Origin of the sequence: Mumia quercus (assembly GCF_025506335.1) — a bacterium.
Taxonomy (GTDB): domain Bacteria; phylum Actinomycetota; class Actinomycetes; order Propionibacteriales; family Nocardioidaceae; genus Mumia; species Mumia quercus.
Genome location: NZ_JANZYO010000003.1, coordinates 512,312 through 535,456, shown reverse-complemented (window position 1 = coordinate 535,456; position 23,145 = coordinate 512,312). Strand labels below are relative to the sequence as shown.

At 71.9% G+C, this 23,145-nt stretch carries 21 protein-coding genes; 9 read left to right on the top strand and 12 right to left on the bottom strand.

Annotation, left to right across the window (positions count from 1 at the left end; translation table 11 throughout):
- Nucleotides 1-16: 16 nt before the first annotated feature.
- Genes NYZ95_RS09065 through NYZ95_RS09055 form a run of 3 tightly spaced genes read right to left on the bottom strand, consistent with a single transcriptional unit; the run spans nucleotide 17 to nucleotide 1,920 of the window.
- Nucleotides 17-190: a Trm112 family protein gene (locus tag NYZ95_RS09065; RefSeq protein WP_262850826.1), complete on the bottom strand. Its 174-nt coding sequence runs from the start codon at nucleotides 188-190 to the stop codon at nucleotides 17-19.
- A complete protein-coding gene (locus NYZ95_RS09060) occupies nucleotides 187-1,566 on the bottom strand; it encodes a phosphomannomutase/phosphoglucomutase (RefSeq protein WP_262850824.1) in 1,380 nt (459 codons plus the stop codon). Before NYZ95_RS09060 ends, NYZ95_RS09065 begins: the two co-directional genes overlap by 4 nt.
- A 9-nt stretch (nucleotides 1,567-1,575) precedes the next feature.
- On the bottom strand, nucleotides 1,576-1,920 hold the full coding sequence (locus tag NYZ95_RS09055) for a DUF3499 domain-containing protein (protein WP_262850822.1): 345 nt from the start codon (nucleotides 1,918-1,920) through the stop codon (nucleotides 1,576-1,578).
- Between the two features lie 106 nt (nucleotides 1,921-2,026).
- Here NYZ95_RS09055 and NYZ95_RS09050 point away from each other — a divergent pair, with 106 nt between their 5' ends.
- On the top strand, nucleotides 2,027-2,482 hold the full coding sequence (locus NYZ95_RS09050; RefSeq protein ID WP_262850820.1) for a metallopeptidase family protein: 456 nt from the start codon (nucleotides 2,027-2,029) through the stop codon (nucleotides 2,480-2,482).
- Between the two features lie 10 nt (nucleotides 2,483-2,492).
- On the opposite strand, the gene NYZ95_RS09045 is transcribed toward NYZ95_RS09050, so the two are convergent.
- The 4 genes from NYZ95_RS09045 to NYZ95_RS09030 all read right to left on the bottom strand — a co-directional run bounded on the left by NYZ95_RS09045 (nucleotide 2,493) and on the right by NYZ95_RS09030 (nucleotide 8,707).
- On the bottom strand, nucleotides 2,493-4,028 hold the full coding sequence (locus tag NYZ95_RS09045; protein ID WP_262850818.1) for a DUF5719 family protein: 1,536 nt from the start codon (nucleotides 4,026-4,028) through the stop codon (nucleotides 2,493-2,495).
- On the bottom strand, nucleotides 4,025-6,835 hold the full coding sequence (locus NYZ95_RS09040; RefSeq protein WP_262850816.1) for a glycosyltransferase family 2 protein: 2,811 nt from the start codon (nucleotides 6,833-6,835) through the stop codon (nucleotides 4,025-4,027). The genes NYZ95_RS09045 and NYZ95_RS09040 overlap by 4 nt, the downstream gene beginning before the upstream one ends.
- Before the next feature lie 109 nt (nucleotides 6,836-6,944).
- Nucleotides 6,945-7,193, bottom strand: coding sequence for a WhiB family transcriptional regulator (locus tag NYZ95_RS09035; RefSeq protein WP_262850814.1), 249 nt, complete (start codon nucleotides 7,191-7,193; stop codon nucleotides 6,945-6,947).
- Nucleotides 7,194-7,438: 245 nt separating this feature from the next.
- Nucleotides 7,439-8,707 (bottom strand): hypothetical protein, encoded by a 1,269-nt coding sequence (locus tag NYZ95_RS09030; RefSeq protein ID WP_262850813.1) that lies wholly within the window; start codon nucleotides 8,705-8,707, stop codon nucleotides 7,439-7,441.
- 132 nt (nucleotides 8,708-8,839) lie between these two features.
- Here NYZ95_RS09030 and cofD point away from each other — a divergent pair, with 132 nt between their 5' ends.
- From cofD to NYZ95_RS09015, 3 genes are read left to right on the top strand one after another with little or no spacing between them, the layout of a single operon-like run.
- Nucleotides 8,840-9,817, top strand: coding sequence for a 2-phospho-L-lactate transferase (cofD, locus tag NYZ95_RS09025; protein WP_262850811.1), 978 nt, complete (start codon nucleotides 8,840-8,842; stop codon nucleotides 9,815-9,817).
- Nucleotides 9,814-10,800 (top strand): coenzyme F420-0:L-glutamate ligase, encoded by a 987-nt coding sequence (gene cofE, locus NYZ95_RS09020; protein ID WP_262850809.1) that lies wholly within the window; start codon nucleotides 9,814-9,816, stop codon nucleotides 10,798-10,800. Before cofD ends, cofE begins: the two co-directional genes overlap by 4 nt.
- A gap of 9 nt (nucleotides 10,801-10,809) precedes the next feature.
- A complete protein-coding gene (locus NYZ95_RS09015) occupies nucleotides 10,810-11,520 on the top strand; it encodes a TIGR03089 family protein (RefSeq protein ID WP_262850807.1) in 711 nt (236 codons plus the stop codon).
- 11 nt (nucleotides 11,521-11,531) lie between these two features.
- Here the strand turns inward: NYZ95_RS09015 and NYZ95_RS09010 are convergent, their stop codons facing one another.
- Nucleotides 11,532-12,989: an LCP family protein gene (locus NYZ95_RS09010; protein ID WP_262850806.1), complete on the bottom strand. Its 1,458-nt coding sequence runs from the start codon at nucleotides 12,987-12,989 to the stop codon at nucleotides 11,532-11,534.
- A gap of 137 nt (nucleotides 12,990-13,126) precedes the next feature.
- On the opposite strand from NYZ95_RS09010, the gene NYZ95_RS09005 reads away from it, so the two are divergent.
- The 4 genes from NYZ95_RS09005 to NYZ95_RS08990 all read left to right on the top strand — a co-directional run bounded on the left by NYZ95_RS09005 (nucleotide 13,127) and on the right by NYZ95_RS08990 (nucleotide 18,188).
- Nucleotides 13,127-14,341, top strand: a complete 1,215-nt coding sequence (locus tag NYZ95_RS09005) for an LCP family protein (RefSeq protein WP_262850805.1) — start codon at nucleotides 13,127-13,129, stop codon at nucleotides 14,339-14,341.
- A gap of 131 nt (nucleotides 14,342-14,472) precedes the next feature.
- Nucleotides 14,473-16,323: a sialidase family protein gene (locus tag NYZ95_RS09000; protein ID WP_262850803.1), complete on the top strand. Its 1,851-nt coding sequence runs from the start codon at nucleotides 14,473-14,475 to the stop codon at nucleotides 16,321-16,323.
- 180 nt (nucleotides 16,324-16,503) lie between these two features.
- Entirely contained in the window at nucleotides 16,504-16,848 is a 345-nt protein-coding gene (locus tag NYZ95_RS08995) for a hypothetical protein (RefSeq protein WP_262850802.1), read from the top strand.
- On the top strand, nucleotides 16,809-18,188 hold the full coding sequence (locus NYZ95_RS08990) for a hypothetical protein (RefSeq protein ID WP_262850801.1): 1,380 nt from the start codon (nucleotides 16,809-16,811) through the stop codon (nucleotides 18,186-18,188). Before NYZ95_RS08995 ends, NYZ95_RS08990 begins: the two co-directional genes overlap by 40 nt.
- A gap of 152 nt (nucleotides 18,189-18,340) precedes the next feature.
- On the opposite strand, the gene NYZ95_RS08985 is transcribed toward NYZ95_RS08990, so the two are convergent.
- The 3 genes from NYZ95_RS08985 to NYZ95_RS08975 form a co-directional block, all read right to left on the bottom strand.
- Nucleotides 18,341-18,646, bottom strand: a complete 306-nt coding sequence (locus tag NYZ95_RS08985; RefSeq protein WP_262850799.1) for an EthD family reductase — start codon at nucleotides 18,644-18,646, stop codon at nucleotides 18,341-18,343.
- A gap of 34 nt (nucleotides 18,647-18,680) precedes the next feature.
- Complete coding sequence (locus tag NYZ95_RS08980) at nucleotides 18,681-19,472, bottom strand: alpha/beta fold hydrolase (RefSeq protein ID WP_262850798.1); 792 nt, start codon at nucleotides 19,470-19,472, stop codon at nucleotides 18,681-18,683.
- Nucleotides 19,473-19,548: 76 nt separating this feature from the next.
- On the bottom strand, nucleotides 19,549-21,021 hold the full coding sequence (locus NYZ95_RS08975; RefSeq protein ID WP_262850797.1) for a dihydrolipoyl dehydrogenase family protein: 1,473 nt from the start codon (nucleotides 21,019-21,021) through the stop codon (nucleotides 19,549-19,551).
- 213 nt (nucleotides 21,022-21,234) lie between these two features.
- On the opposite strand from NYZ95_RS08975, the gene NYZ95_RS08970 reads away from it, so the two are divergent.
- On the top strand, nucleotides 21,235-21,849 hold the full coding sequence (locus tag NYZ95_RS08970) for a TetR/AcrR family transcriptional regulator (protein WP_262850796.1): 615 nt from the start codon (nucleotides 21,235-21,237) through the stop codon (nucleotides 21,847-21,849).
- A gap of 69 nt (nucleotides 21,850-21,918) precedes the next feature.
- Here NYZ95_RS08970 and NYZ95_RS08965 read toward each other — a convergent pair whose 3' ends face one another.
- Nucleotides 21,919-23,097 carry an acyl-CoA dehydrogenase family protein gene (locus NYZ95_RS08965; RefSeq protein ID WP_262850794.1) on the bottom strand — a complete coding sequence of 393 codons (1,179 nt, stop codon included), beginning with the start codon at nucleotides 23,095-23,097 and terminating at the stop codon, nucleotides 21,919-21,921.
- Nucleotides 23,098-23,145 lie beyond the last annotated feature (48 nt).

Below are 23,145 nucleotides of genomic sequence, written 5' to 3'. Positions count from 1 at the left end.
CCAGCGCCTCCGGAGCTCAGTCCGCCAGGCTGCGGGCCTCGTCGACGAGCATAACGGGGATGTCGTCGCGGACCGGGTAGGCGAGCCGGCACAGGTTGCAGACCAGCTCGTCGTGGTCGACGTCCACCGCGAGGGTGGCGCGGCACTGGGGACACACGAGGATGTCGAGCAGCGTCGGGTCGAGGTTCATGGGGCATCCTCCTGAAGGACGAGAGCGAGCACGGCGTCACGCACCGACTCCATGGTGGGCTTGTCGTCGGCTTCGACGTTGAGACGCAGCAGCGGCTCGGTCTGCGAGCTGCGGAGGTTGAACCACCAGGTGTCGGCGGTGACGGTGAGCCCGTCGAGCCGGTCCTGGTCGTACGCCGCGTACGCGTCCGCGACACGTTCGGTGACCGCGGCGGCGTCGGCGACACGGCTGTTGATCTCGCCGGACGCGGCGTACCGCTCGTACTCGGCGGCCAGCGCCGAGAGGGTGCTCCCGGACTCGTTCATCGCTGCGAGCACGTGCAGCGCCGCGAGCATCCCGGAGTCGGCGAGGGAGAAGTCGCGGAAGTAGTAGTGGCCCGAGTGCTCTCCCCCGAAGACCGCGCCCGTACGGGCCATCTCGGCCTTGATGAGCGAGTGGCCCACGGGCGTACGGACGGGGGTGCCGCCGTTCTCGAGGATCACCTCGCGCACCGCGCGTGACGTGATGACGTTGTGCAGGACGGTCGAGCCCGGGTGCACGGCGAGCTCGCGAGCGGCGATCATCGCGGTGACCGCCGACGGCGAGACCGGGTCACCGTGCTCGTCGACCATGAAGCAGCGGTCGGCGTCGCCGTCGAACGCGAGACCCAGGTCGGCACCCTGCTCGCGGACGGCACGCTGCAGGTCCACGAGGTTGGCGGAGTTCAGCGGGTCGGCCGGGTGGTTCGGGAAGGTGCCGTCGAGCTCCATGTACATCCCCTGAAGCTCGACGTCGAGGTGGGCGAAGACGGCGGGGACGATGAGCCCGCCCATCCCGTTCGCGGCGTCGACGACGACCTTGAGAGGCCGGGCACCGGCGGGTACGGCGACGAGCTCGGTCACCCGCAGGGCGTACGGCGTGAGCGCGTCGCGCGCGATCACCGACCCGGTGGCGAGCACAGGCTCGACCCCTGCGACGGCGCGCTCGGCGATCGCGGACAGCCCGGTGTCGCGCCCGATCGGCCGCGCGCCGGCCCGGCACAGCTTGAGGCCGTTGTCGCTGCTCGGGTTGTGGCTGGCGGTGACCATGATGCCGGGGAGGTCCCACGCGCCCGAGGCGAAGTAGAGCATGTCGGTGGAGGCCAGACCGATCGCGACGACGTCGGCACCCGTGCTCGTCACCCCCTCGGCCAGCGCGTCGGCAAGCTCCGGCGACGTCACGCGCATGTCGTGACCGATCACGACCGAGCCCGCCGTCCCCTCAGGGCCCGGCGCCGCGCCCGTCTCGACGGCGAACGCCGCGCCGAGCGCACGCGCCACCTCGGCGTCGAGGAGGTCGGGGGACGCGCCGCGCACGTCGTAGGACTTGACGAGCTTCGAGAGGCGCTCTGCCAGCATCATTTTCCTTCAGTCCTGCGGGCCGAGGACACGCAGGTGACCTCCGCGCCGGGTCGAGGTCTGCTCTTCGGGAGGGGAGACGTGGGCCGCCTCGCGCACGGCGTCGGCGAGAGCCTCCAGGTCGTCGGCCGACGGGGCCTGCGCAGCGGCGGCGTCGAACTGCAGACGCAGCACCTCCCAGCCCTTGGGAGCCGACAGCCGCTCGGCGTGCTCGGCGCACAGGTCGTAGCTGTGCGGCTCGGCGTAGACCGCGAGAGGTCCGAGGACAGCGGTCTTGTCGGCGTAGACGTACGTCAGCGTCGCGACGGCGGAGCGCAGGCACGCGGGGCGGGTGCATCGACGCAGGGGGCTCACCCCGCCGAGATTAGCGTGCCCGGCCGCCGGACCTGGACGCGGCGCACCGCCTCCGCCACGGCGCGGTCGCTTGCGTCACGGTCGGTGCGCGAGGTACGACGTTCGCATGGCGCACCGGAGCAGGCCGCGGGTCGCTCCGCTCGACGAGCCGCGGGGCGGACGACGGCGGGACAGGCGAGGCCGAGGGTTTCGCGGGCCGGTCGCGCTCCCCGGTCCGCTCACGCCGGCGGGTGTCCCGGCCGGCTGGGACCGCCGCGCGCAGTTCGACACCGCGGTGCTCGGTGCCGTCGCCCGTCTGCGTCCCCGACACACCGCCGCGCTGGAGAAGCTCGACGTCGCGGTGGAGGACGTCCCGGTGCTCCCCCGTCGGTGGCGTGACGAGGTGCCGCTGGGCACGGTCGTCCCGGACCGCGAGCGCCCGCGGGTCGTCCTCTTCCGACAGCCCGTCCAGCACCGGGCGGCCTCGCGCACCGACCTCGACGACCTCGTGCTCTCGGTGCTCGTCGACCAGCTCGCGACCTTGTGGCACTGCGACCCCGACGACCTCGACCCCCGGATGTGAGGTCGCGACGTCAGGGGGCGCCCGGGCGGACGACCGGAGCCGCCTCGCGCACCGGGGCCGCGTGCAAGGGCATCGCCGCAAGACCGCGCCCCGTGTAGACCGCGGCGGCCCGTACGGGTGCCTGTGACCCGACGGTCAGGTACGACACCTGCGCGGCCGAGACGCCGACCCCACCGGAGCCGAACGGGTTCACGGAGGTCGTCGCACCGGCCTTCGCCTCGACTTCTGCGCTGCCGATCTCCGCACCGGACTCGTCGTGGGCCGTCACCGTCACCTGTGCCGCCGCGTCCCCGTCGGGTGCGACGAGGAGGGTGGCGCCGCCGGGGCGCAACGACGTCCCCATGGCGACCGGGACCACGGCCTGACCCTCCCAGGGCGCGGTCGCGACGGCGTACGCGTGGTCGCTGTCGATCCTCGTCCGCACCGAGGCGGTCACGGGGACGTCGGAGGTCAGCCGCACCGAGTACGCACGGGCGCTGACGTTGGCAGGGAGCGTCACCGCGCTCACCGACTGCGGGGGCACGTCGACGGTCTCGAGACCGGTCGGCGTGAAGATGCCGTCGTGGGTCGCGACCGAGAGCCCGACCGTGGCAGTGCGGTCCGACGGGTTGGCGACGAGGAGCGTGCGCGCCCCGCGGTGCGCCGGGACGCCGGCGACCGTCGTCTCCGTCGAGGGCAGCGCGGCGGCGGGCACCAGCTCGCTCCCGGCGGCAGCGGTCCCCAGCGACGACGCGTCGGTCGCCGCGGCGGCCACGGCACCGCGTCGTACGACCACACGGACCGCCATCTCCGACTCTCCTGCCGCGACCTGCTCGAGGCGTACGACGCGCGAGCTCTGCGGGTCGACGACGATGCCGGTGGCACCGACGCCCTCGATCTCGCCGGCGGTGCCGTAGATCGAGAGGTCGACGACGCCCGGACTGCTCGACGTGTTGGTGAGGACGAGCGCCGTCCGGCGCTGGGCCGTGCTGCCGGCACCCAGGAACCACCGCTCGGGAGCGGGCCGGGGGCACGCACCGACGACCGAGCCACCACCGTCTGCCGCGTCCGCCACGGCAGCAGTGAACGCGACCGTCCCGGGCGCCTGACCACCGGACGCGTCCACGAGGACCGCCCGCGTACGACGCCCGACCGCTGCCGTCGCCCAGGTGCCGCGCGGGGCGTCGGCCAGCGAGGCGACCGGGTTGGCACCGTTGAGGCGGACGACCTCGCGTGCGCCTCCGTCACCGAAGTCGCCGGGAACGCTGGAGACCGCGACCGTCGTCGCGGACGCGGCACCACGCTGCACGAAGGCGGGGCACCCGTACGCGACGGTGCTGACCTCCTGCGCCGACGGCGCCGAGCCCGAGGGCCGACTGGCGGCCGTGCGGAGCTCGCCGACGCCGAGCAGGAGCGCGGCTACCAGCACGGCGCCGATCACGAGCCGACCGGAGTGGGCACCGAGGGCGAGCGCGGCCGACGTGGTCTCGACGACCTGGTCCTTGACGCGCCGGCCACCGGCCTGGCGCCGTGAACGCTTCCTGGGGCTGGGCTTGCCCTGACTCATCGCACCTCCCTCGCTCGTCCCGGAGCGGCCATCACGACCACCACGAGCAGCAGCACCAGCTGACCGCGCGCCACCCAGGGACGCACCGAGGACGATGGGGGCTCGTGGGGGTCGCCGGCGACCGTGAACGTCCACACCCGTGAGCCGTCGGGGCTGCCCGACGGGGTGAGACCGGGGGCGGCCTCGAGGACGTCGACGAGGTCGGGGTCGGCCGGTGCCGGCAGGTAGACGGCCTGGATCCCGTACGAGCCGAGGCGTTCGAGGACACCGGTCGACGGGTTGGAAAGGAGGAGCCGGACGTCGGTGTCCAGCGGGCGCAGCTGCTCGGGCGAGGGCATGACGGCCTCGTCACCCAGGCGCGTGCCGTCGCCTGCCGCCACACGCTGCGTGACGCCCTGCTCGCGCGACCCCGTGAGGACGAGCGTCGAGCGGCCGTCCTTGGCACGCTCGGCCAGGTAGGCCGGGATCTCGTCCAGGCGGCCTCGTTCGAGCGGGTCGTCGTCGCCACGGACCGCCCACCAGGCGAGGGCGACCGCGGGGCCGACGATCGCGACGACCACGGCGACGGCGTACGCACGCCGGCGCAGCGGGTGCGCCGCGAGTCGCTCGTAGAACCCGTCGGCGGCACCGCCCGCGGCCGCGGCGAGCGCGGCGATCCACAAGGTGGCCGGGACCCCGACCCAGACGGGTCCGCCGGAGATCCCCTCGGTGAAGGTCGCACCGGCACCGAGGCTGGCCCACCCGAGCATCCACAGCCCGATCGCCCACGCGACGAGGACGGCCGACCGCGCCTGCCTGCGGAGCAGGGCGAGCACACCGAGGAGCAGGAGCCCTGCCGTGGCGTACGTGGCGATGCCGGGTCCGCCGGCGTGGCCGAGCGCGAGCTGCCAGGTCGGCGGGTCGAGGTCACCGACACCGGCGTCGGCACGTCCGGCCTCCCACCACCAGGCGCCCGGGTCGAGGGCGCGGCGCCACATCCACGACCCGAGCAGCAGCCACGGGAGGACGAGCGCGGTCGTGATGCTGGGCCAGCCGCGCCTGCGCAGGAGGATGCCTCCGGCGACCAGCAGCGGGACCGCGACGAGGAGGTACGCGAGCGGCGCGAAGGCTGTCGCGAGCGTGAGCCACAGGCCCAGCCGCAGCCCGTCGGTGATCCGCGGGCGGGTCATGAGCAGGTAAGCCGAGTTCACGATCGCCGGCGCGGCCGCGAGCGCCACGACCGTCCCGATCCGGCCCTGCGCGACGGCTCCCGACGTCGCGACCAGGAGGCCGTACGTCGCTCCCCACCACAGCTGGACGCCCGGCGAGGTGAAGAGCCGCCGGCCGAGACGGTGGGCGGTCAGCGCCGCCAGGAGCGCACCGGCGAGCACGACCAGGCTCACCGCGAGGTCGGCGTTGCCGCCGAGCAGAGTCGCGAGGAGGGCGAGAGGCACGACGTAGCCGGGTGCGGGTACGTCGCTGCCGATGCTCACGTCGTGCGAGCCGGCCGTGAAGAAGGACCACCAGTCCCCCGCCCCGTCCGGCGCGGGCAGCAGCGCGCCGCCCATCAGGAAGCCCGAGCCGATCACGCTCCGCGCCGCCACCAGGGCGACCAGCGACAGGATCAGCATGGTCGTCAGCCACGGGTGCCGGGAGAGAAGCGAGCCGGTCGTCGGGAGCTCGTCGTCCTCCGACTCCGGGCGTGCCTCGACCGCCGCGCGCCGACCGGTCATCTCCGGCGCGGGACCGACCAGCGTGTTGACCAGCTCGCCGACGGCGTCGAGCCCGTGCCGGTACGGGATGAGCGGTGAGGGCAGGAGGTTCTCGCGCACCGTCCGTGCGTCCACCCGTGCCGACGCGGCCCGGCGGCGGCGCGCGGCGAGCATCGCGTCAGGACGGCGGTACACCGCGAGCACGCCGCGCAGCTCGTCGGCAGCCTCCCGCGGAGCCTTGGCCAGCAGCAGGGCGAGCGCTCGAAGGACGGTGCCGACGAGCAGGCGTACGGACTGCCAGAAGAACCCGGGACGGCTGGCGTTGGCCAGCAGCGTGTACGTCGCGGCGCGGCGCATCTCCCGGCGAGGGCGCGGCGCCAGGGAGCCGGGACGCAGCCCGGTCGCGGCGGCCTCCACGTGGAAGAAGACCGCGGCAGGGACGACGCGCACGCGGTAGCCCCGACGCGCGGCCCGCCATCCGAGGTCGATGTCGTCGTAGAAGAGCGGAAGGCGTGGGTCGAAGCCGCCGAGGTCCTCCAGCACGCGCCGGCGTACGAGCATCCCGGCCGTGCTCACGGCGAGCACGTCGCGCGGGCGGTCGTGCTGGCCCTGGTCGGGCTCACCACGCTCCAGCCCGGTCTCGCGCGCACCGGTGCCGCTGATGGTGACGCCGACCTCGAGGAGCCGCTTGAGCGACGGCCACTCGCGGAGCTTGGGTCCGGCGATGCCGATGTCGTCGGACTGCGTCGCCTGGTCGAGCAGGTGCGCGAGCGCGTCGGGACCCGGCGCCGAGTCGTCGTGGAGGAGCCAGACCCACTCGGTCTGAGCCGCACCGTCCAGCGCCACACGGACGGCGTCGCCGAACCCGGTCCCCGGCGGAGCCGTACGGATGGAGGCCGGGTGCAGGTAGTGCGCAAGGATCTCGCGCGTCTCGTCGGTCGACGACACGTCGACCGCGACGACAGCCTGCGGCAGGTGCGCCAGCGACGCGAGCGCGTCGAGCACCTGGGGGAGCCACCGCGCACCGTTGCGGCACACGATGACGGCGGTGACGCTAGGTGGGGCGGCGAGCCAGTTCCGGGAGGGGACGAGGCCCTCGTCGACGCCTTCGATCATAGGTGCTGGAGTCTAGCCATCCGCCCGGAGCGCGGAGCTCCCGGCACCGCCGCGCCTGACCGCATCCCTGCCCTGCGAGGGCCGAGCGACGCGGCGCGGCGGTGCCGGGTCAGATCGCGCGCTTCTTGAGCTTGCGGCGCTCGCGCTCGGACAGACCGCCCCAGATACCGAAGCGCTCGTCGTTCGCGAGTGCGTACTCGAGGCACTCACCCCGCACGTCGCACGTCAGGCACACCCGCTTTGCCTCGCGGGTGGAGCCGCCCTTCTCAGGGAAGAACGCCTCCGGGTCCGTCTGCGCGCACAGTGCGCGGTCCTGCCAGCCCATCTCCTCGGCGTCTGCGTGGAAGAGGTCTTCCATCAGTCTCGCCTCCTACCCCTCGTGATCCCCGTGGAAAGCGTCGCCCCGAACCAAGTGCGAGTCCTCGACCCCTCGTGGACCCCTGTATCGATAGCGCGTGCGCCCCCGATGTGCACCTGGCCGTCCAAGAAGGACGACACTAGTGAAATTACAAGCCTGTCAATACCCATCCGTCAAGCCGAAGGGTGGTAGCGCGAAGGCCCGCACCCTCCGGGCACGGGCCTTCGTCAGCCGATCATCGGTGGTCAGGAGCCGTTCCCGGGCGACCACCACGAGCTCGGGCCGGGCTGGCCTTCGTCACGATTCTCGCCCTGGTCGGCGTCACCGGACGACTCCGCGGCGACGTCGGAGCTCCCGCCGTCCGCGCTGTCGAAGGTCGCGTCGCCAAGACGCGACGACCCCCACGAGGGCTCGCTCGAGCCCCATCCCTGCGGCTCGGCGGGCTGCTCCGGCTGGGAGTACGTGGACTGCTGCTCGGTCTGCGGTGCCCACGCGGAGCCGTACTCCGACGGCGGCTGCCACGACGGCTGCTCGGTGGCCTCCTGCGCCCATCCCTGCGGCTGGGCGGAGTCGGCAGCGCCCCACTGGCCCTCGCGCGCCCAGCTCGACTCCTGCCCGCCCCAGCTCGACTGGGGTGCCTGGGCCGACTGCTCGGCGGCAGGCGCGGACCATGCCGACGGCTGCTCCTGCGACTGCCACGTCGGCGCGGGCGTCTCGGCCGGCGGCGTCCACACGGCCGTGGACTGCTCGGCGGACTCGACCTCGGCCGGCGTCTCCGACGCCGGGGCAGGGGTGTCTGCGGCAGACGACGCGTTCGCGCTCGACGTGCCCCAGGCCGAGCCTGCGGCCTCGGCACCAGCGACGCCCGCCGCTCCGGCGGCAGCGGCACCGGCACCGGCCGCGTAGCCACCGTACGGCTGCCACCCCTGCTGGGGAGCGGCGTGCTGCGGCGCCTGCGGCGCCTGCTGCGCGGGCTGCTGCCAGCCCTGCTGCGGCTGACCCCACTGCTGGGCGGGCTGCTGCGCGGGCGCGGCAGGCCATCCGCCCTGCTGCTGCGGCTGCTGCTGGCCACCCCACGGCGTGCCCTGGGCCTGCGCCCACGGCTGCTGCTGGGGCTGGCGGACCGGCGCCGGCAGGTCACGGAGGACGACGACCGTGTAGAAGAGCGCGACGGCGATGAGCCCGAGCGCCGCGAGCGCGTCGAGGATGTAGGACGCCTTGGCGGGGACGAGGTCCTGGCCGATGATGTCGATCAACGTCCACAGCGTCAGCGCGGCCGCCACCCCGAGGACGCCGATGCCGGCGAGCGTGATGGTGCGGGCCTGAGGGCTCAAGTCGTCCTTGCGCGTCGCGAGCGCGACAGCGACGACGACGACCACGGCACCGACGCCGAGGCCCGTCCTCCACGGCCCGTCGTCGATGAGCGCGATGAACGTCGCGAGGAGCGACACGGCGGCGACGCCGAGCAGCGAGTACGACAGGACGTCGCGGTACTTACGAAGTGAGTCGGTCACGAATCCCCATCTCCTGGTGCGGGCGCAGAGCCGTGCCCTGTCCCAGTGGACGGGCCTACCCTACGCAGGTCACGGCTCAACGGTCTCCCCCGGGCGTGCGGGTTATGCGTCGCTCGTGGGGAGAATGGCGGCATGAGGATCACCGTTCTGTCCGGAGGCATCGGCGGCGCCACGTTCGTACGAGGGCTGCTCGACGAGGTTGGGGACGACGCCGACGTCACCGTGGTCGGCAACACCGCCGACGACATCTGGCTGTTCGGCCTCAAGGTGTGCCCTGACCTGGACACGCTGATGTACACCCTCGGCGGCGGGATCGATGCCGAGCGCCGGTGGGGCCGCGCCGACGAGACGTGGAGCGTCAAGGAGGAGCTCGCCGCGTACGGGGCACAGCCGACGTGGTTCGGGCTGGGCGACCGCGACGTCGCCACGCACCTGGTGCGGACCCAGATGCTCCAGGCCGGGTACTCCCTCACCGATGTCACCCGCGCGCTGTGCGTCCGCTGGGACCCGGGCGTCACCCTGCTGCCGATGACCGACCACAGGGTGGAGACGCACGTCGTGGTCGAGGACGGCGGGCGGCGCAGCGCGGTCCACTTCCAGGAGTACTGGGTCCGCATGCGCGCCTCGGTCCCGGCCCACGACGTCGTCATGATCGGCATCGACGACGCCGAGCCTGCGCCCGGGGTCCTCGAGGCGATCGCCGAGGCCGACGTCGTCGTCCTCCCGCCCTCCAACCCTGTGGTCTCGATCGGCCCCGTCCTCGCGGTGCGCGGGATCGCGGATGCGCTGCGCGCCACCGCTGCCCCGGTCGTCGGGGTCTCGCCGATCATCGGTGGGGGCGCGGTGCGAGGGATGGCCGACCAGCTCCTCACCGGCCTAGGCCTCGAGGTGAGCGCCTCGGCGGTTGCCACCCGGTACGGGGCCCGCGCGCGAGGCGGCGTCCTCGACGGCTGGCTGGTCGACACCTCCGACGCCTCGCAGCTGCCGGTCGTCGCCGAGGCCGGCCTGGAGGGGCGGGCGGTCCCGCTCTACATGTCCGACCCGGCGACCACGCGTACGCTCGCCGCCGACACGCTCGCGCTCGCGCGGGAGATCGGGACGCGCTCGTGAGCCTGACGCTGTGGCCCGTCACGGGCGTCGGGGAGGTGCGCAAGGGCGCCGATCTCGTCAGCCTCCTCCTGGGCCGTCTCGACGAGCCGCTGCGTGACGGCGACGTCGTGGTCGTCACGAGCAAGGTCGTCAGCAAGGCCCTCGGGCTCTCCACCACCGCCGACCGCGACGCCGTCGTCGACGCCGAGACCGTCCGGGTCGTCGCGCGCCGCGGACCGACGCGCATCGTGCGCAACCGCGCCGGGCTCACGATGGCGGCGGCCGGGGTCGACGCGAGCAACACCGCGCCCGGCACCGCCCTGTGGCTCCCCCACGACCCCGACGCCGTCGCCCGCGACCTCTGGAAGCAGCTGCGCCGTCGCGCAGGCGTCGAGGTCGCGGTCGTGCTGTCCGACACCGCCGGCCGCGCGTGGCGACGCGGGCAGACCGACATCGCGATCGGCAGCGCCGGCCTCAAGGTGGTCAACTCGCTGTCGGGGACCCAGGACACCTTCGGCAACCCGCTCCACGTCACCGAGCCCGCCGTCGCCGACGAGATCGCCGGAGCCGCCGAGCTGGTGGCCGGAAAGACGAGCCAGGCCCCGTTCGTGGTCGTACGCGGGCTCCCGCGTCACTGGGTCGGCGACCACTGGGCGCACCCCCACTCGGGCGCGGCGACGCTGCTGCGACGCGAGGACGAGGACCTGTTCGGACTGGGCGCGCGCGACGCGGTCGAGGTCGCCCTCAGCGCCGCCGAAGCCGTCGGGTTCCCGGCTGCCGAACCCGACGCGATCGACCGGGTCCTGGCCCTCGCCGCGCCGGCCGAGTCCCTCGTGGAGGTGACGGCCACGGACGCGACGACCGTGGTGGTGGCCGTCAAGGACGACTCCACCGACGCCCTCGTCGAGGCGGGGCGGGTCTGCGAACGGCTGCGGGTCGCCGCCCGCGCGCACGGGGTGGCCCTCACGGTCGACGTCCGGACCTCCCGCGGCGACGGCCGTTAGGGTGGCACCGTGACGATCGCCGACCTGCTCGCACGTGCCACGTCCGTGGACCCGTCGCGGCCCGCGGTCACGTTCTACGACCTGACGACCGGAGAGCGCGTCGAGCTCAGCCTCACGACCTGCACCAACTGGGTGGCGAAGACCGCCAACATGCTCCAGGACACGCTCGGCTCCGACGAGGAGACCGTCGTCGACGTGCTGCTGCCCGTCCACTGGGAGACCGTGGTGTGGTTCCTCGCGACCTGGAGCGCCGGCGCGGCCCTCAGCCTCCGCCCGGGGCACGGCATCGCGGTGGTCGATCCCGCGACGCTCGACGCCGCCGAGGGCGCCGAGGACGTCATCGCCTTGTCGCTGCGCCCGCTCGGCGGACGGTTCACGACGCCGCTCCCCGGAGGGGTCCTCGACTACAACGCCGAGGTGCCGTCCCACGGAGACCACTTCACCGCGTACTACCCGCCCGCCGAGTCCTCACCGGCACTTGTGCGCGACGAGGGCGAGCCCACCACCCACGCCGACCTGACGTCGCGGACGAGCGGCTCCTACCCGCGGGGCGCACGCGTGATGCTGGTGGGCGACCGCGACCTCACGCCCCTCGTCGACGCCGTCCTCGGCGTGCTCGAGGCCCACGGGTCGCTCGTCCTGGTCCGGACACCGCAGCCCGAGGAGCACCGCGACCAGATCGCGGCCATCGCCGAGACCGAGCGCGTCACGGTCAGCTGAGCGCTGCGGCGTCAGCAGACCTCGCCGAGGTCCTCGGCATCGTTGATCCGCGCGGAGCGCTCCTTGTCGGGGTCGCCGCCTGACGTGCTGTCCTTCGCCGGCGCACTCTTCGACGGTCCCTTGTCCGACGTCGAGCTGCCGCCGCCCTTCGCAGCCGGCTTCTCCGAACGTTCGATGCCCTTGGCGACCATGCGGCGGATCTTGTCGTAGTCGGGATCACCGGTGTCGATCTGAGGCGGGACGAGCGACACGGTCGAGACCTTCGCGTCGCGCGCCTTCAGCGCCAGCTCGACGAACGTGTCGAGGTCGGAGGCGGGGATGTCGGTGCTCAGCATCTTCTTGCTGGACTCGGCGATGCCGGTCGCCTTGAGCAGCACGGTGTTCGGGTCGAGCTGCTTGAGCATCGCGCTCATCACGCACTTCTGACGCGCCATCCGCGAGTAGTCGGAGTTCTGGACGCGGCTGCGGGCGTACCAGAGCGCCTCACGGCCGTCGAGCTTTTGCCGCCCCTTCGGGATCCATCCGGTGATCGGGGAGCCGATGCCGCCGATCGCCGTCCGCTCGCGCACCTTGACCGTGACGCCCCCTACCGCGTCGACGAGGGAGGCGAAGCCCTTCATGTTGACGAGCACGTGGTAGCTGAGCTTGAGCCCGGTGATCTCCTCGACCGCCGCACGGGTGGCGTCGATGCCCTCGTGGCCGTGGTCGTCGAAGAGCTCGGGGTGGTCGTCTGCCCAGGTGTTGACGCTGTTCAGGTAGCAGCCGTCGCAGTCGAAGCCGCGCGGGAACTCGTCGTCCATCGGGTGACCGTCGGGGAACGGGACGTCAGCGAGGTTGCGTGGCAGGCCGACGAGGACCGTGTCCCCGGTCTCCGCGTCGATGCTCGCGACGGTCAGCGAGTCCGGACGCAGCCCCTCGCGGCCCTTGCCGGAGTCGCCGCCGAGAAGAAGCACGTTGTAACGGCCGTGGTCGGCGTCCCGAACGACCGACGAGCCGAACACGGTGGTGATGAAGTCCTGCTGCACGGCCATCAGGTTGGAGGCGACGAGCAGCGCCCCGGCCGTCACGAAGCACAGCAGGCCGCTCACGCCGCTCATGGCGAGGCGGTGCTTGCGCTCGAGCCGGAGCGGCGCCCCGAGCCGCCACGCGTCCGCGAACAATCCCACCCAGCCGAGCGCGAGGGCGATCAGCGCGAACCGCATGAGCCACAGCAGGCCGGTGGAGGTGAGGAGCGTGACGACGATGCCGCGGTCGATCCACGCCAGCAGGAGGAGCAGGAGCACGAGCCCCCACAGTCCTGCCCAGATGCGCAGCGCCACCCTGCCGACCTGCTTGTTGCCGGCGAGCAGCTGAGCCGAGCCCGGTGCCACGAGCGTCATAAGCAGGAGCGACAGTGCGCGACGGAACCGCACGCGGGCCGAAGCAACCTCCGCCTGCGTCCGCACGTACGGGTCTTCGCGCTCGGACATGTACCCCCATGACGTCGCCGTCGTCGCCGCACCCACCCGTGGGCGCCTCGCCAGTATCACCACCGCAGGGGCCCCTGCTGCGACGACGCGCCGAGGACCGCGCGGACGCGACGCGCGCGTCCGGTACCTTCGAACGCATGCCCCAACGCGATCCGAACCCCCGGGACGGGGCCGACTACGGCTGGCTGTACGGCCCCGACGACGACGCCACGCAGGTCGTCGGCGGCGCTTCGCCGTACCCGCCGTCCGGCCCCGGCGCGTACTCCGCTCCCCCGCCGCAGGGGCCCCCGGGCGCGTACCAGCCGCCGTCGGACCTGCCGCCGATGCAGTACCCCGACGACGCTCCCCCCGCTCGTGGTGGGGGACGCAGCGCGGGGACGCGCGGTGGCGGTGGAGGGCGGCGCTGGCTGCGACCGGGCCGGATCATCACCCTGCTGCTCGTCGCGTGGCTGATCTTCCTGATCGCGGTGCCGTTCTGGGCCTGGGGCAAGATCGAGAAGGTCGACGCCTCCCCCGGCGGCGAGCGCCCGGCAGACCAGCCCGGCACGACGTACCTGCTCGTCGGCTCCGACAGCCGCGAGGGCCTCACCAAGGAGCAGCGCAAGGAGCTGCGGACCGGCGACGCCGAGGGCCGCCGCACCGACACCATCATGATGATGCACGTCGGCAGCGGTCCGACCACGCTCGTCTCGATCCCCCGCGACTCCATCGTCCCGATCCCCGGTCACGGCCGGACCAAGATCAACGCCGCCTACGCGTACGGGGGTCCGAAGCTGCTCGTGCAGACGCTCGAGAACACCACCGGCGTCCGCATCGACGACTACATCGAGATCGGGTTCGGCGGTTTCGTCAACATGGTCGACGCCGTCGGCGGCGTGGAGATCTGCCCCAAGACGCGGATCAAGGACAAGGACGCCGGCCTCAACCTGAAGAAGGGCTGCCAGGAGGTCGACGGGGCAGCCGCGCTGGGATACGCGCGCTCGCGCCACACGTACGCGACGCAGGACCTGCAGCGCGTCCAGTCGCAGCGTGAGGTGCTCGGCGCGATCGCCGGCGAGGTGAAGACGCCGTCGACGTTCCTCAACCCGTTCCGCTACGCCGGCGTGGTGAACGCCGCGACCGGGTCGCTGCGCATCGGCGACAACGTCGGCCCGCTCTCGCTGGGCCGCTTCGCATGGAACCTGTCCGGCGCGATGGGCGGCTCGGGCCACAACTGCACGGTCCCGATCGCCGACGCGTCCGTGCGCTGGGACAAGGAGCGTGCGCTCGAGCTCTTCGAGTACATCAAGACCGACGAGACCGACAAGATCACCAAGGCGGTCTGCACCAAGGACGGCCTCCCCGCACGCTGACAGGGCCGTCGAGCAACGGGTCTTGTCGCCTCGCACGGGCAGGACGAGACTGAGGAGTTGCGACCACCCGGTTCCTGCTCTCCAGCAGCCGGGCGCGCCGCGCAGAACGATCCATCTACCCGAGGAGCGTCATGCGCAGAATCAAGGTCGCCGCGACGGTCGCCGTGGCATTCTCAGCCCTCGTCCTCCCCGCGCTCGCCCAGGCAGCGCCCATCACTCCAGGCGGCTCGACGGAAGTCACCGTCGGCAGCAACGACCTGCTCTTCTCGCAGAACAAGCAGAACGAGCCGGGCCTGGCCGTGAACCCCGTGAACACCTCGGTCCTGGCGGCCGGGGCCAACGACAACATCGACCTCGAGGCCTGCAACGCCGGGGACGACCGGACCTGTCCCTTCACGCCGGGGGTGGGGGTGTCCGGCATCCAGTTCTCCACCGACTCCGGTCGCACGTGGACCCAGCCCACCTACACCGGGTACTCGGCACGGGAGACGCCGTCCTGCCTCGGGCAGCCGGACGTCGCGCCCGGTGCGCCCCCGCCCGGGGACACAGGGTGCGTCCCGGACCCCGACGGCCCGATCGGGACCCTGCCGAACTACGACACCAACGGCTTGGTCTCCAACGGTGACCCGGAGCTCGTCTTCGGTCCCGTCCCGGACGCCTCGGGCGACTTCTCCTGGGCGAACGGACAACGGCTGTACTACGCGAACATCGCCACGCCGTTCCCGGGCAGCCCAGGCTTCAGGGGGGCCGCAGCCATCGCGGTGTCCCGGACCGACGACCTGGCCGGTGCCATCGCCGGAGACAACGACGCCTGGATGGACCCGGTCGTCGTGACCAGGCAGAACTCGGCCCTCTTCAGCGACAAGGAGCAGATCTGGGCCGACAACGCCGAGAGCAGCCCGTACTTCGGCAACGCCTACGTCTGCAACGTCGGCTTCCGCGGGAACGCCGGAGCCGAGCCGGTCCTCTTCGCCCGCTCCAGCGACGGTGGCGACACGTGGACCACGCGGCAGCTGTCCGCGGCGACCAACAACAACCAGACCGGCGGTCGGCAAGGCTGCGCGATCCGTACGGACAGCGACGGCGTCGTGTACGTGGTGTGGGTCGGCACCGACATCCGTACGCGGCAGGGAGTCTTCTTCCAGGCCCGCTCCTTCAACGGCGGCCGGACCTTCGAGCGGCCGCGTGCCGTCGTGACAGGGCTGGGCGGCATCGGGCAGTTCGACCCGGCGCAGGGCCGGTTCACGATCGACGGCGTCGCCGGCGCGCGGACCGACACGTTCCCGTCGTTCGACATCGCCAACGGTGCGCCGAGCGGCGCGGACGCGACCGACCAGATCCTGCTGACCTGGTCGGACGCGAGCCTCGGGACCAACCGGGAGCGTGCCTTCGTGGTGAGCTCGACCAACGGTGGCACCAACTACTCGGCGAAGGTCGTGGTCAGCGAGGGCAGTGACAGGGCGAACTTCCCGGCCATCGCGGTCTCGCCCGACGGTACCGACGCGTGGCTGGTCTACAACGCCTGGCTCGACCCGTGGCGCAACGACACCACGTCCCCGAGACGGATGCTCGGAGTCGTCCGCCATGCCGACATCGGCGGCACCGGCACCATCGGGGCTTTCGCCACGGTGCTGCGCGGCGCGGAGGGCGACGGGCGCGCCTCCAGCGCCAACGGCCTGACCTCGGAGTTCCTGGGCGACTACAACTACGCGGTCGCGACGAGGGACTACGGCGCCGCTGTCTGGAACGACATGCGCAACGGAGCGGTCTGCCCGGCCGTCAACGCCTACCGGCAGGCGTTCGTGGAAGACGTCCTGGCGGGTACGACTGAGCCGCTGGTCGGCGACGAGAAGGAGGATCAGGAGGCGGCAGCCGAGCTGCCCGCGACGCACTCCACAGCACTGCGCCCCGGGCCGAACGACGACTGCCCGGCGACGTTCGGCAACTCCGACATCTTCGGAGGAACCTTCAGCGACGACTGACGACCAACCACCGACCCAACCCGACCCAGCCCTGACGTCATACGTATTGCGGGTGGGAGCCCTCGATACGTATGACGTCCCTACGGCTCTCTGCCAGGTTCGGCCCGATTCTTCGGCGTGGGCAGCGATGCCTCGGACTGATCGGAAGTCGCTGTGGTGCGTCGGGTTGTCGTAGGTCTGGTGGCTGCTGCCATCGTGGCGTCGGGTGCGGGGCAGGTTCCCGCGGGAGCTGCGGAGGACTGGGCGCCGCCCGTCCTGACCTCGCCGGCCCCTGACACGCTGCTCGTCGGGACGGCCGAGCTCACTGCGACCTCGGAGTCGCCGTACGTGGTCTTCGAGCTGACCAATTCGGGGGTCACGCTCGTTCGCCGCACGCCTGTCGCCGCAGGCGAGGACGGCGTCTTCCGCGACACGCTGCCGACGGTGGGGATCGGCTACCGGTTCAGAGCCCAGGCCCGGGCGTGCTCGGACGCGACCCTCGAGTCGTGCACGACCGCCAGCGAACCCGTGATGGTCCGCGGCTGACGCCGAGCCTGACGGCGACCGACCCGCTGCCACCCGTTATCGACCCGACGATCGTGAAGCGGGTCTCGCTGCGCGCCACCGACCTCGGTGGCCTCACGGCGACTGTCGACGGCGCGGTCTCGCCCAGAGAGGTTCGCGAGGGCGACGTGGTCGAGGTCGACCTGTCAGGGAGCTCCCGCGCTGACCTCGTCGTCTCCCTGAAGCAGTGCAACCCGCTGAGTGCGATGGTGTGCGCGACGAGGACGGGCGCGCTGACGGTACGTACCTCTCCGAATCTCACCCTGCGAGGCTGGACGTTGTTCGTGAGTCCGAACGGTGACGGTTTCGACGACACCGCGACAAGCAGGGTCGAGCTGGACCCACGGCTCCCGGTCACGGCACGCTGGCGGATCCGCTCGACCGCTGGTGCCACGGTCGCGGGGCCATACGAGTTCTCTGCCGCCGAGATCGCCGCAGGCACGACGGATGAGGCCGACATCGTGATCGACCTGCGGAAGCGGCTGGGCCGCTCGCTTCGGACCGGTGAGTACCGCTTCGAGGTCGAGACCACCGGGGCATCCCCCGGCTTTACCAAGTCAACCCGAAAGAGCGTCCCCCTGTTCGTGAGCAGCGCGCCGCCGATCACCACGCTCTCGCCGGCCACCTCCTTCTTCTACCCCTTCGCCGCCGTAGGCTCCGGCTCCGGGGTGCCGACGGTGATGACATTCCGCCCTGCCCTCGATGCGTACGAGGCAAGGTACGGCACCCTCGGCTACCGGATCCTCGCGAGCAACGGCCTGCCCCTGGGCGGCACGACTCAGCACCTCGACGTGAGGAACTCGTTGGCGTGGGACGGCTACTACCGGCGTGATGGCCGGTACACCGCTGCGCCGGCGGGGACCTACCGGATCGAGCTCTACCGGACACGGTCCTGCACCCCGGAGTGCGAGAGGGTCTACGGGCCCGTGTCGGCTCCGTTCACGTTGCGCGACCGGACTCCCCGCCTGGTCCACCGCTCGGTGACCGCCACCGCGCGCTCGACATGGAAGCGGACGGCGGCGAAGCGGAACGCCCGCGTCAAGCGCGGCAAGCAAGGAGCGCTGCGGTTCGAGCGGAAAGCCCCTCACGGCGCGGGCATGGTCAAGACCGTGCATTCCGTGAGACTCCCCGACAGCCGCGACAGGGATTCCTGGGTCCCCTTCAGAGTCAGACTTCGAGGGTCGTGGGGCAACGCCGACGACGTCAGGGTCGCCGTGATCAGTCCGCAGGGGAAGACCGTCGCCCACCCCATCCTCCCCGCAGCCGCCGCTCTCTCACCATCGACGTCTCTGAGCGATGGGTCCGGGCCGACGGACACCTGAGGCTCAAGGTCACCTGGAAGGGCAAGAAGCCCGCGCGGCTGGACCGGTTCGTGATCAGGTACCGCACGTACGACCTCACGTCCTGACGTAGCGGTGGGCACGGACCGAGGCCCGTGCCCACCGCCTTGTCGTCACGGATGTCTGCCACGCCGTCAGTCTTCGACGTCGGAGAGCAGGAACTCGACTCCACCGGTGGCGAGCTCGAAGGCGTCGCGACCGACGGCCATCCCCTTCTCGCCGTCGAAGGCGGCAACGGCCGTGTCGTAGTCGGCGAAGTACAGGTCGGCGGTGCGCCACCGCGGCCGCGGGGTGCCGTCCTCCTTGGGGAAGACCTTGCCGTACTCCGCGCGCAGGAGGTCCGGGACCTGCGCCACGAGCTCCTTGTGCGCCTTGTAGCGACGCTCGAACTCCTCTTCGTCGACCGGGTTGGCGTAGATCATGGTGAGCTTGGCGGTCATGGTGTCCTTCTTTCGTCGAGGGGATGGATCGGGCTCACCGCGCGGCTCGCTCGATGACGTCGGTCACGACGCCGGGGCGGCTGAGCATGACCGCGTGGGAGGCGTCGACCTGGGTGACGTGGGCGCCGGCGCGGCCGACCATCATGCGCTGGAGCGCGGGATCGATGGCGTGGTCACGGCGGGTGAGGAGGGCCCAGGACGGGAGGGTCCGGTAGCCCTCCACCGCGCTGGCGTCGGTGACGGTCGCCGAGTTGGCGGGCCGCTGGGTGATCGCGAGGTTCGCGGCCGTCGTCTTGTCGAGATCGCCGGCGAAGACCTCAGGGAACCTCGCCACGTCGATGGCGACGTCCACGCCGCCAGGGACCGGCGTGTAGGTCAGCGGGAGGTCCGACCCTTCGGTGAGCTCGGCGAGGGTCTCGCCCTTGGCGGGGATGAAGGCGGCGATGTACACCAGGGACTTGACGTCGGGCACCGACGTGGCCGCGTTGGTGATGACGGCGCCTCCGTAGGAGTGGCCGACGAGCACCTTGGGTCCCTCGATCGCGGTCAGGTAGCTGCTGAGGTAGGCCGTGTCACTCGTCAGACCCTGCAGCGGGTTGGCGATGGCCCGGACGGGATAGCCGTCCTTTCGCAGGCGCTTGATGACCGGGTCCCAGCTGGAGGAGTCCGCCCACGCGCCGTGCACGAGCACGATGGTCGGCTTGGGCGACGGGGAGTGCTTCCCGCCGGCGGGGGCGGCGCCGGTCGCCGTCGCCGGCAGGGTCGCGGCGAGCAGAGCGGCCGCGGCGGTGCCGACGAGGGCTCCCTTGAGGGTATGGATTCGCATGACAGATGTCCTTTCCAGAGGTCGTGCTCTCCTTCTCCCGTCGCGGTCGCGACGGGACGTTCTATGGGCGGGGCGGTCAGCGGCCGTACGCTTCGAGCAGGCGGAGCCACACCTCGCTGACCGTGGGAAATGCCGGTACCGCGTGCCAGAGGCGGTCCAGCGGGACTTCGCCGACGACGGCGATCGTCGCCGCGTGCAGAAGCTCTGCGACGTCGGCCCCGGCGAGCGTGAAACCGACGACGACCTGGCGCTCCTCGTCGACGACCATGCGCGCCTGGCCGCGGTATCCGTCGGCGTGCAGGGCGGCGCCGGTCACCGCGCCCATGTCGATGTCGAGGACGCGGACCCGCAACCCGGCCGCCGCGGCAGCCGCTGCGGTCAACCCCACGGACGCGATCTGCGGATCGGTGAAGATCACCTGCGGCACCGCGCGCTCGTCGGCCGTCGCGACGTGCCGACCCCACCGGCCGTCCTGGACCGGCTCCCCCGTGGCACGCGCGACGATGGCGTCTCCGACGGCTCGGGCCTGGTACTTGCCCTGATGGGTCAGCAGCGCACGCCGGTTGACGTCCCCGGCGGCGTACAACCACCCGTCTCCGACCGGTGCGCCGTCGGCGGCGAGGACGCGCAGCGTGTCGTCGACCTCGAGCCAGGAGCCCGGGGTCAGGCCGATGGCGTCCAGCCCGATGTCCTCGGTCCTCGGCGTACGGCCGGTCGCGACGAGGAGCTCGTCGGCCTCGATCTGCTCACCGCCGGTGAGATCGATCTGCACGGTCCCGTCGGTCCTCCGTGTCACGGACGTGGCCTCGGTGCCCAGGCGGACCGACACGCCTGCGTCTCGCAGCGACTCGACGACCACATCGGCTGCGAACGGCTCCGCCCGCGGCAGCACCCCGCCGCGGACCACCATCGTCACCGACGCCCCGAGCCCAGCGAAGGCGGTCGCCATCTCCGCTGCCACCGCACCCCCGCCGAGGATGGCGAGCCGACCGGGCACTGCCGGAGCGGCAGCCGCCTCACGGTTGGTCCACGGCCGTGCCTCGCGCAGGCCGGTGATCTCAGGCACCAGTGCCCCGGTCCCGGTGGCGATGACGACCGCGTGCCGTGCGGTCAAGGAGGTGGTGGCGCCGTCCACGCCGGTCACCTCGACGACCCGAGCGGAGGTGATCCGTCCTTGCCCGCGGTACAGGGCGGTCCCCGTCTGATCGAGCCAGGACACCTGGCCCTCGTCCTTCCAGCTCGACACGAAGGCGTCGCGCCGGCCCAGCACCGCCGCCACGTCCAGGCCGCCCGTGAGCGCCTCCCGCGCTCCGGGGACCTGGCGAGCCGCGCGGAGCGCGTCCCCGCTGCGCAGCAGCGCCTTGGTCGGGACGCAGGCCCAGTACGAGCACTCGCCACCGACCAGCTCGCGCTCGACGATCGCGGCGCTGAGACCGCCCTGTGTCACGCGGTCAGCCACGTTCTCGCCGACCGGGCCAGCACCGATGACGACGACGTCGTACGTGTGCGCGGACGCTGTGCCTGACGTGGATGAGGCGACGGTGGTCATGACGACCCCTCTCGGAGAACTCGCGAGGTGAGTGCGAGTCAGCCGGTGCCTCGGGCGCAACCGGCGCCCTACGAGCCGACCCTGAGGACCGTTCGCGGCGGCGCCCCGAGCGGCGCGTCGTGAGAGACCCCCGTCTCCACCCCTCTCACTGAATACGTTTCGTGTAAAAGTAGCATGGAGTGCATTGATTGGCTAGATGCTACTTTTGCCTCTATGGAAGGCAGACGGGACAGGAAGAAGAGACAGACTCGCGAGCGGATCCGGGCCTCCGCACTCGAGCTGTTCACCGCGCAGGGCTACCGGAACACGACCATCGCGGCGATCGCCGAGCATGCGGACGTCGCCACACGCACCGTGACGCTGCACTTTCCGGCCAAGGCGGATCTGCTGTTCGCAGACGACCCGTTCGCTCCGGAGTCGCTCGCGGCTCGCCTCGCCGACCGCACCGGTGACACCCTCGACGTGGTCGGAGAATGGATGCACGACACGATGCGCGCTCTCGGCGAAGACGACACCGACCAGGGCCGCGAGCCCGGCGAGATGTTCGCGCTGCACGCCAAGCGCGCCGCCCTGATCGCCGAGGACGCCGACCTGGGCAGCCGCGCCGGGGCGTTCTACACCGCGCTCGAACGCGTGGTCGCCGACGCCCTCGGCGACGAGCTCGGCATGTCGCCGGATGCGCTCGTGCCACGGCTGACCGCGTACACGCTGGTGGGCGGCCTGCGCGAGCTCTACCGGGCCGACGAAGCGACCCGCGAGGACCTGCCAGCCCTAGTGGACCGCGTTCTCGAGTTCACCCGCGCCGGCATGGCCGCGCTGACGACATAGCCGCGGGCTCGCCGCAACGTCATACGTATCGCGGGTAGGAACCCACGATACGTATGACGTTGCAGATCGTTAGAGCTCGGACTGGATCCCGGCGAGGAGCTGACGCGCCATGACGATGCGCTGCACCTGGTTGGTGCCCTCGTAGATCTGCGTGATCTTGGCGTCGCGCATCATCCGCTCGACCGGGTAGTCGCGCGTGAAGCCGTAGCCGCCGAGCAGCTGGACGGCGTCGGTGGTGACCTGCATCGCCGTGTCGGAGGCGAAGGCCTTGGCGGCGGCACCGAAGAACGTGAGGTCCTTGTCGCCGCGCTCGCTGCGGCCCGCGGCCGCATACGTGATCTGGCGGGCGGCCTCGACCTTCATGCCCATGTCGGCGAGCATGAACTGCAGGCCCTGGAACTCCGCGATCGCCTTGCCGAACTGCTGGCGCTCCTTGACGTAGCCGAGCGCGTAGTCGAGCGCACCCTGCGCGACGCCGACCGCCTGCGCGGCGATCGTGACGCGGGTGTGGTCGAGGGTGCGCATCGCCGTCGCGAAGCCGGTGCCCTCGGCGCCGATCATGCGGTCCGCGGGGATGCGGACGTTGTCGAGGTAGACCTCGCGCGTCGGCGAGCCCTTGATGCCGAGCTTCTTCTCCGGGGCACCGAAGGACACACCCTCGTCGGACTTCTCGACGACGAACGCGCTGATGCCCTTCGAGCGCTTCTCGGGATCGGTGACCGCCATGACCGTGTAGAAGTCGGACTCACCGGCGTTGGTGATCCAGCGCTTCACGCCGTTGAGGACCCAGCCGTCACCGTCACGGACGGCGCGGGTCTTCATGCCGGCGGCGTCGCTGCCCGCGTCGGGCTCGGACAGCGCGTACGAGAACATCGACGTGCCGGCGGCGACGGGCGTCAGGTACTTCTTCTTGAGGTCCTCGCTGCCCGACAGGATCACCGGGAGGCTGCCGAGCTTGTTGACCGCCGGGATGAGCGAGGACGACACGCAGGCGCGGGCGACCTCCTCGATCACGAGGACGGTGGCGAGCGCGTCGGCGCCCGCTCCCCCGTACTCCTCGCCGATGTGCGGCGCGTGGAAGTCGGAGGCGACGAGCGCGTCGTAGGCCTCCTGCGGGAAGCGCGCCTCCTCGTCGACGGCGGCGGCGAACGGGGCAACCTTGGCATCGCACACCGCGCGGACGGCCTCGCGGATGGCCTGGTGCTCCTCGGACAGAGCGAACATGGGCTGGTCAGTCACGACTCCCATGCTAATAAGGGTTAACCAGCCCACTCCGTCGCCCCTTAATCCATGGAC

Excerpts from the sequence above, each read along its gene's own strand:
- NYZ95_RS09065 (WP_262850826.1), bottom strand. The coding sequence starts at position 190 with ATGAACCTCGACCCGACGCTGCTCGACATCCTCGTGTGTCCCCAGTGC.
- NYZ95_RS09060 (WP_262850824.1), bottom strand. The coding sequence starts at position 1,566 with ATGCTGGCAGAGCGCCTCTCGAAGCTCGTCAAGTCCTACGACGTGCGC.
- NYZ95_RS09050 (WP_262850820.1), top strand. The coding sequence starts at position 2,027 with ATGGCGCACCGGAGCAGGCCGCGGGTCGCTCCGCTCGACGAGCCGCGG.
- NYZ95_RS09045 (WP_262850818.1), bottom strand. The coding sequence starts at position 4,028 with ATGAGTCAGGGCAAGCCCAGCCCCAGGAAGCGTTCACGGCGCCAGGCC.
- NYZ95_RS09040 (WP_262850816.1), bottom strand. The coding sequence starts at position 6,835 with ATGATCGAAGGCGTCGACGAGGGCCTCGTCCCCTCCCGGAACTGGCTC.
- NYZ95_RS09035 (WP_262850814.1), bottom strand. The coding sequence starts at position 7,193 with ATGGAAGACCTCTTCCACGCAGACGCCGAGGAGATGGGCTGGCAGGAC.
- cofD (WP_262850811.1), top strand. The coding sequence starts at position 8,840 with ATGAGGATCACCGTTCTGTCCGGAGGCATCGGCGGCGCCACGTTCGTA.
- NYZ95_RS09010 (WP_262850806.1), bottom strand. The coding sequence starts at position 12,989 with ATGTCCGAGCGCGAAGACCCGTACGTGCGGACGCAGGCGGAGGTTGCT.
- NYZ95_RS09005 (WP_262850805.1), top strand. The coding sequence starts at position 13,127 with ATGCCCCAACGCGATCCGAACCCCCGGGACGGGGCCGACTACGGCTGG.
- NYZ95_RS09000 (WP_262850803.1), top strand. The coding sequence starts at position 14,473 with ATGCGCAGAATCAAGGTCGCCGCGACGGTCGCCGTGGCATTCTCAGCC.
- NYZ95_RS08985 (WP_262850799.1), bottom strand. The coding sequence starts at position 18,646 with ATGACCGCCAAGCTCACCATGATCTACGCCAACCCGGTCGACGAAGAG.
- NYZ95_RS08980 (WP_262850798.1), bottom strand. The coding sequence starts at position 19,472 with ATGCGAATCCATACCCTCAAGGGAGCCCTCGTCGGCACCGCCGCGGCC.
- NYZ95_RS08975 (WP_262850797.1), bottom strand. The coding sequence starts at position 21,021 with ATGACCACCGTCGCCTCATCCACGTCAGGCACAGCGTCCGCGCACACG.
- NYZ95_RS08970 (WP_262850796.1), top strand. The coding sequence starts at position 21,235 with ATGGAAGGCAGACGGGACAGGAAGAAGAGACAGACTCGCGAGCGGATC.
- NYZ95_RS08965 (WP_262850794.1), bottom strand. The coding sequence starts at position 23,097 with ATGGGAGTCGTGACTGACCAGCCCATGTTCGCTCTGTCCGAGGAGCAC.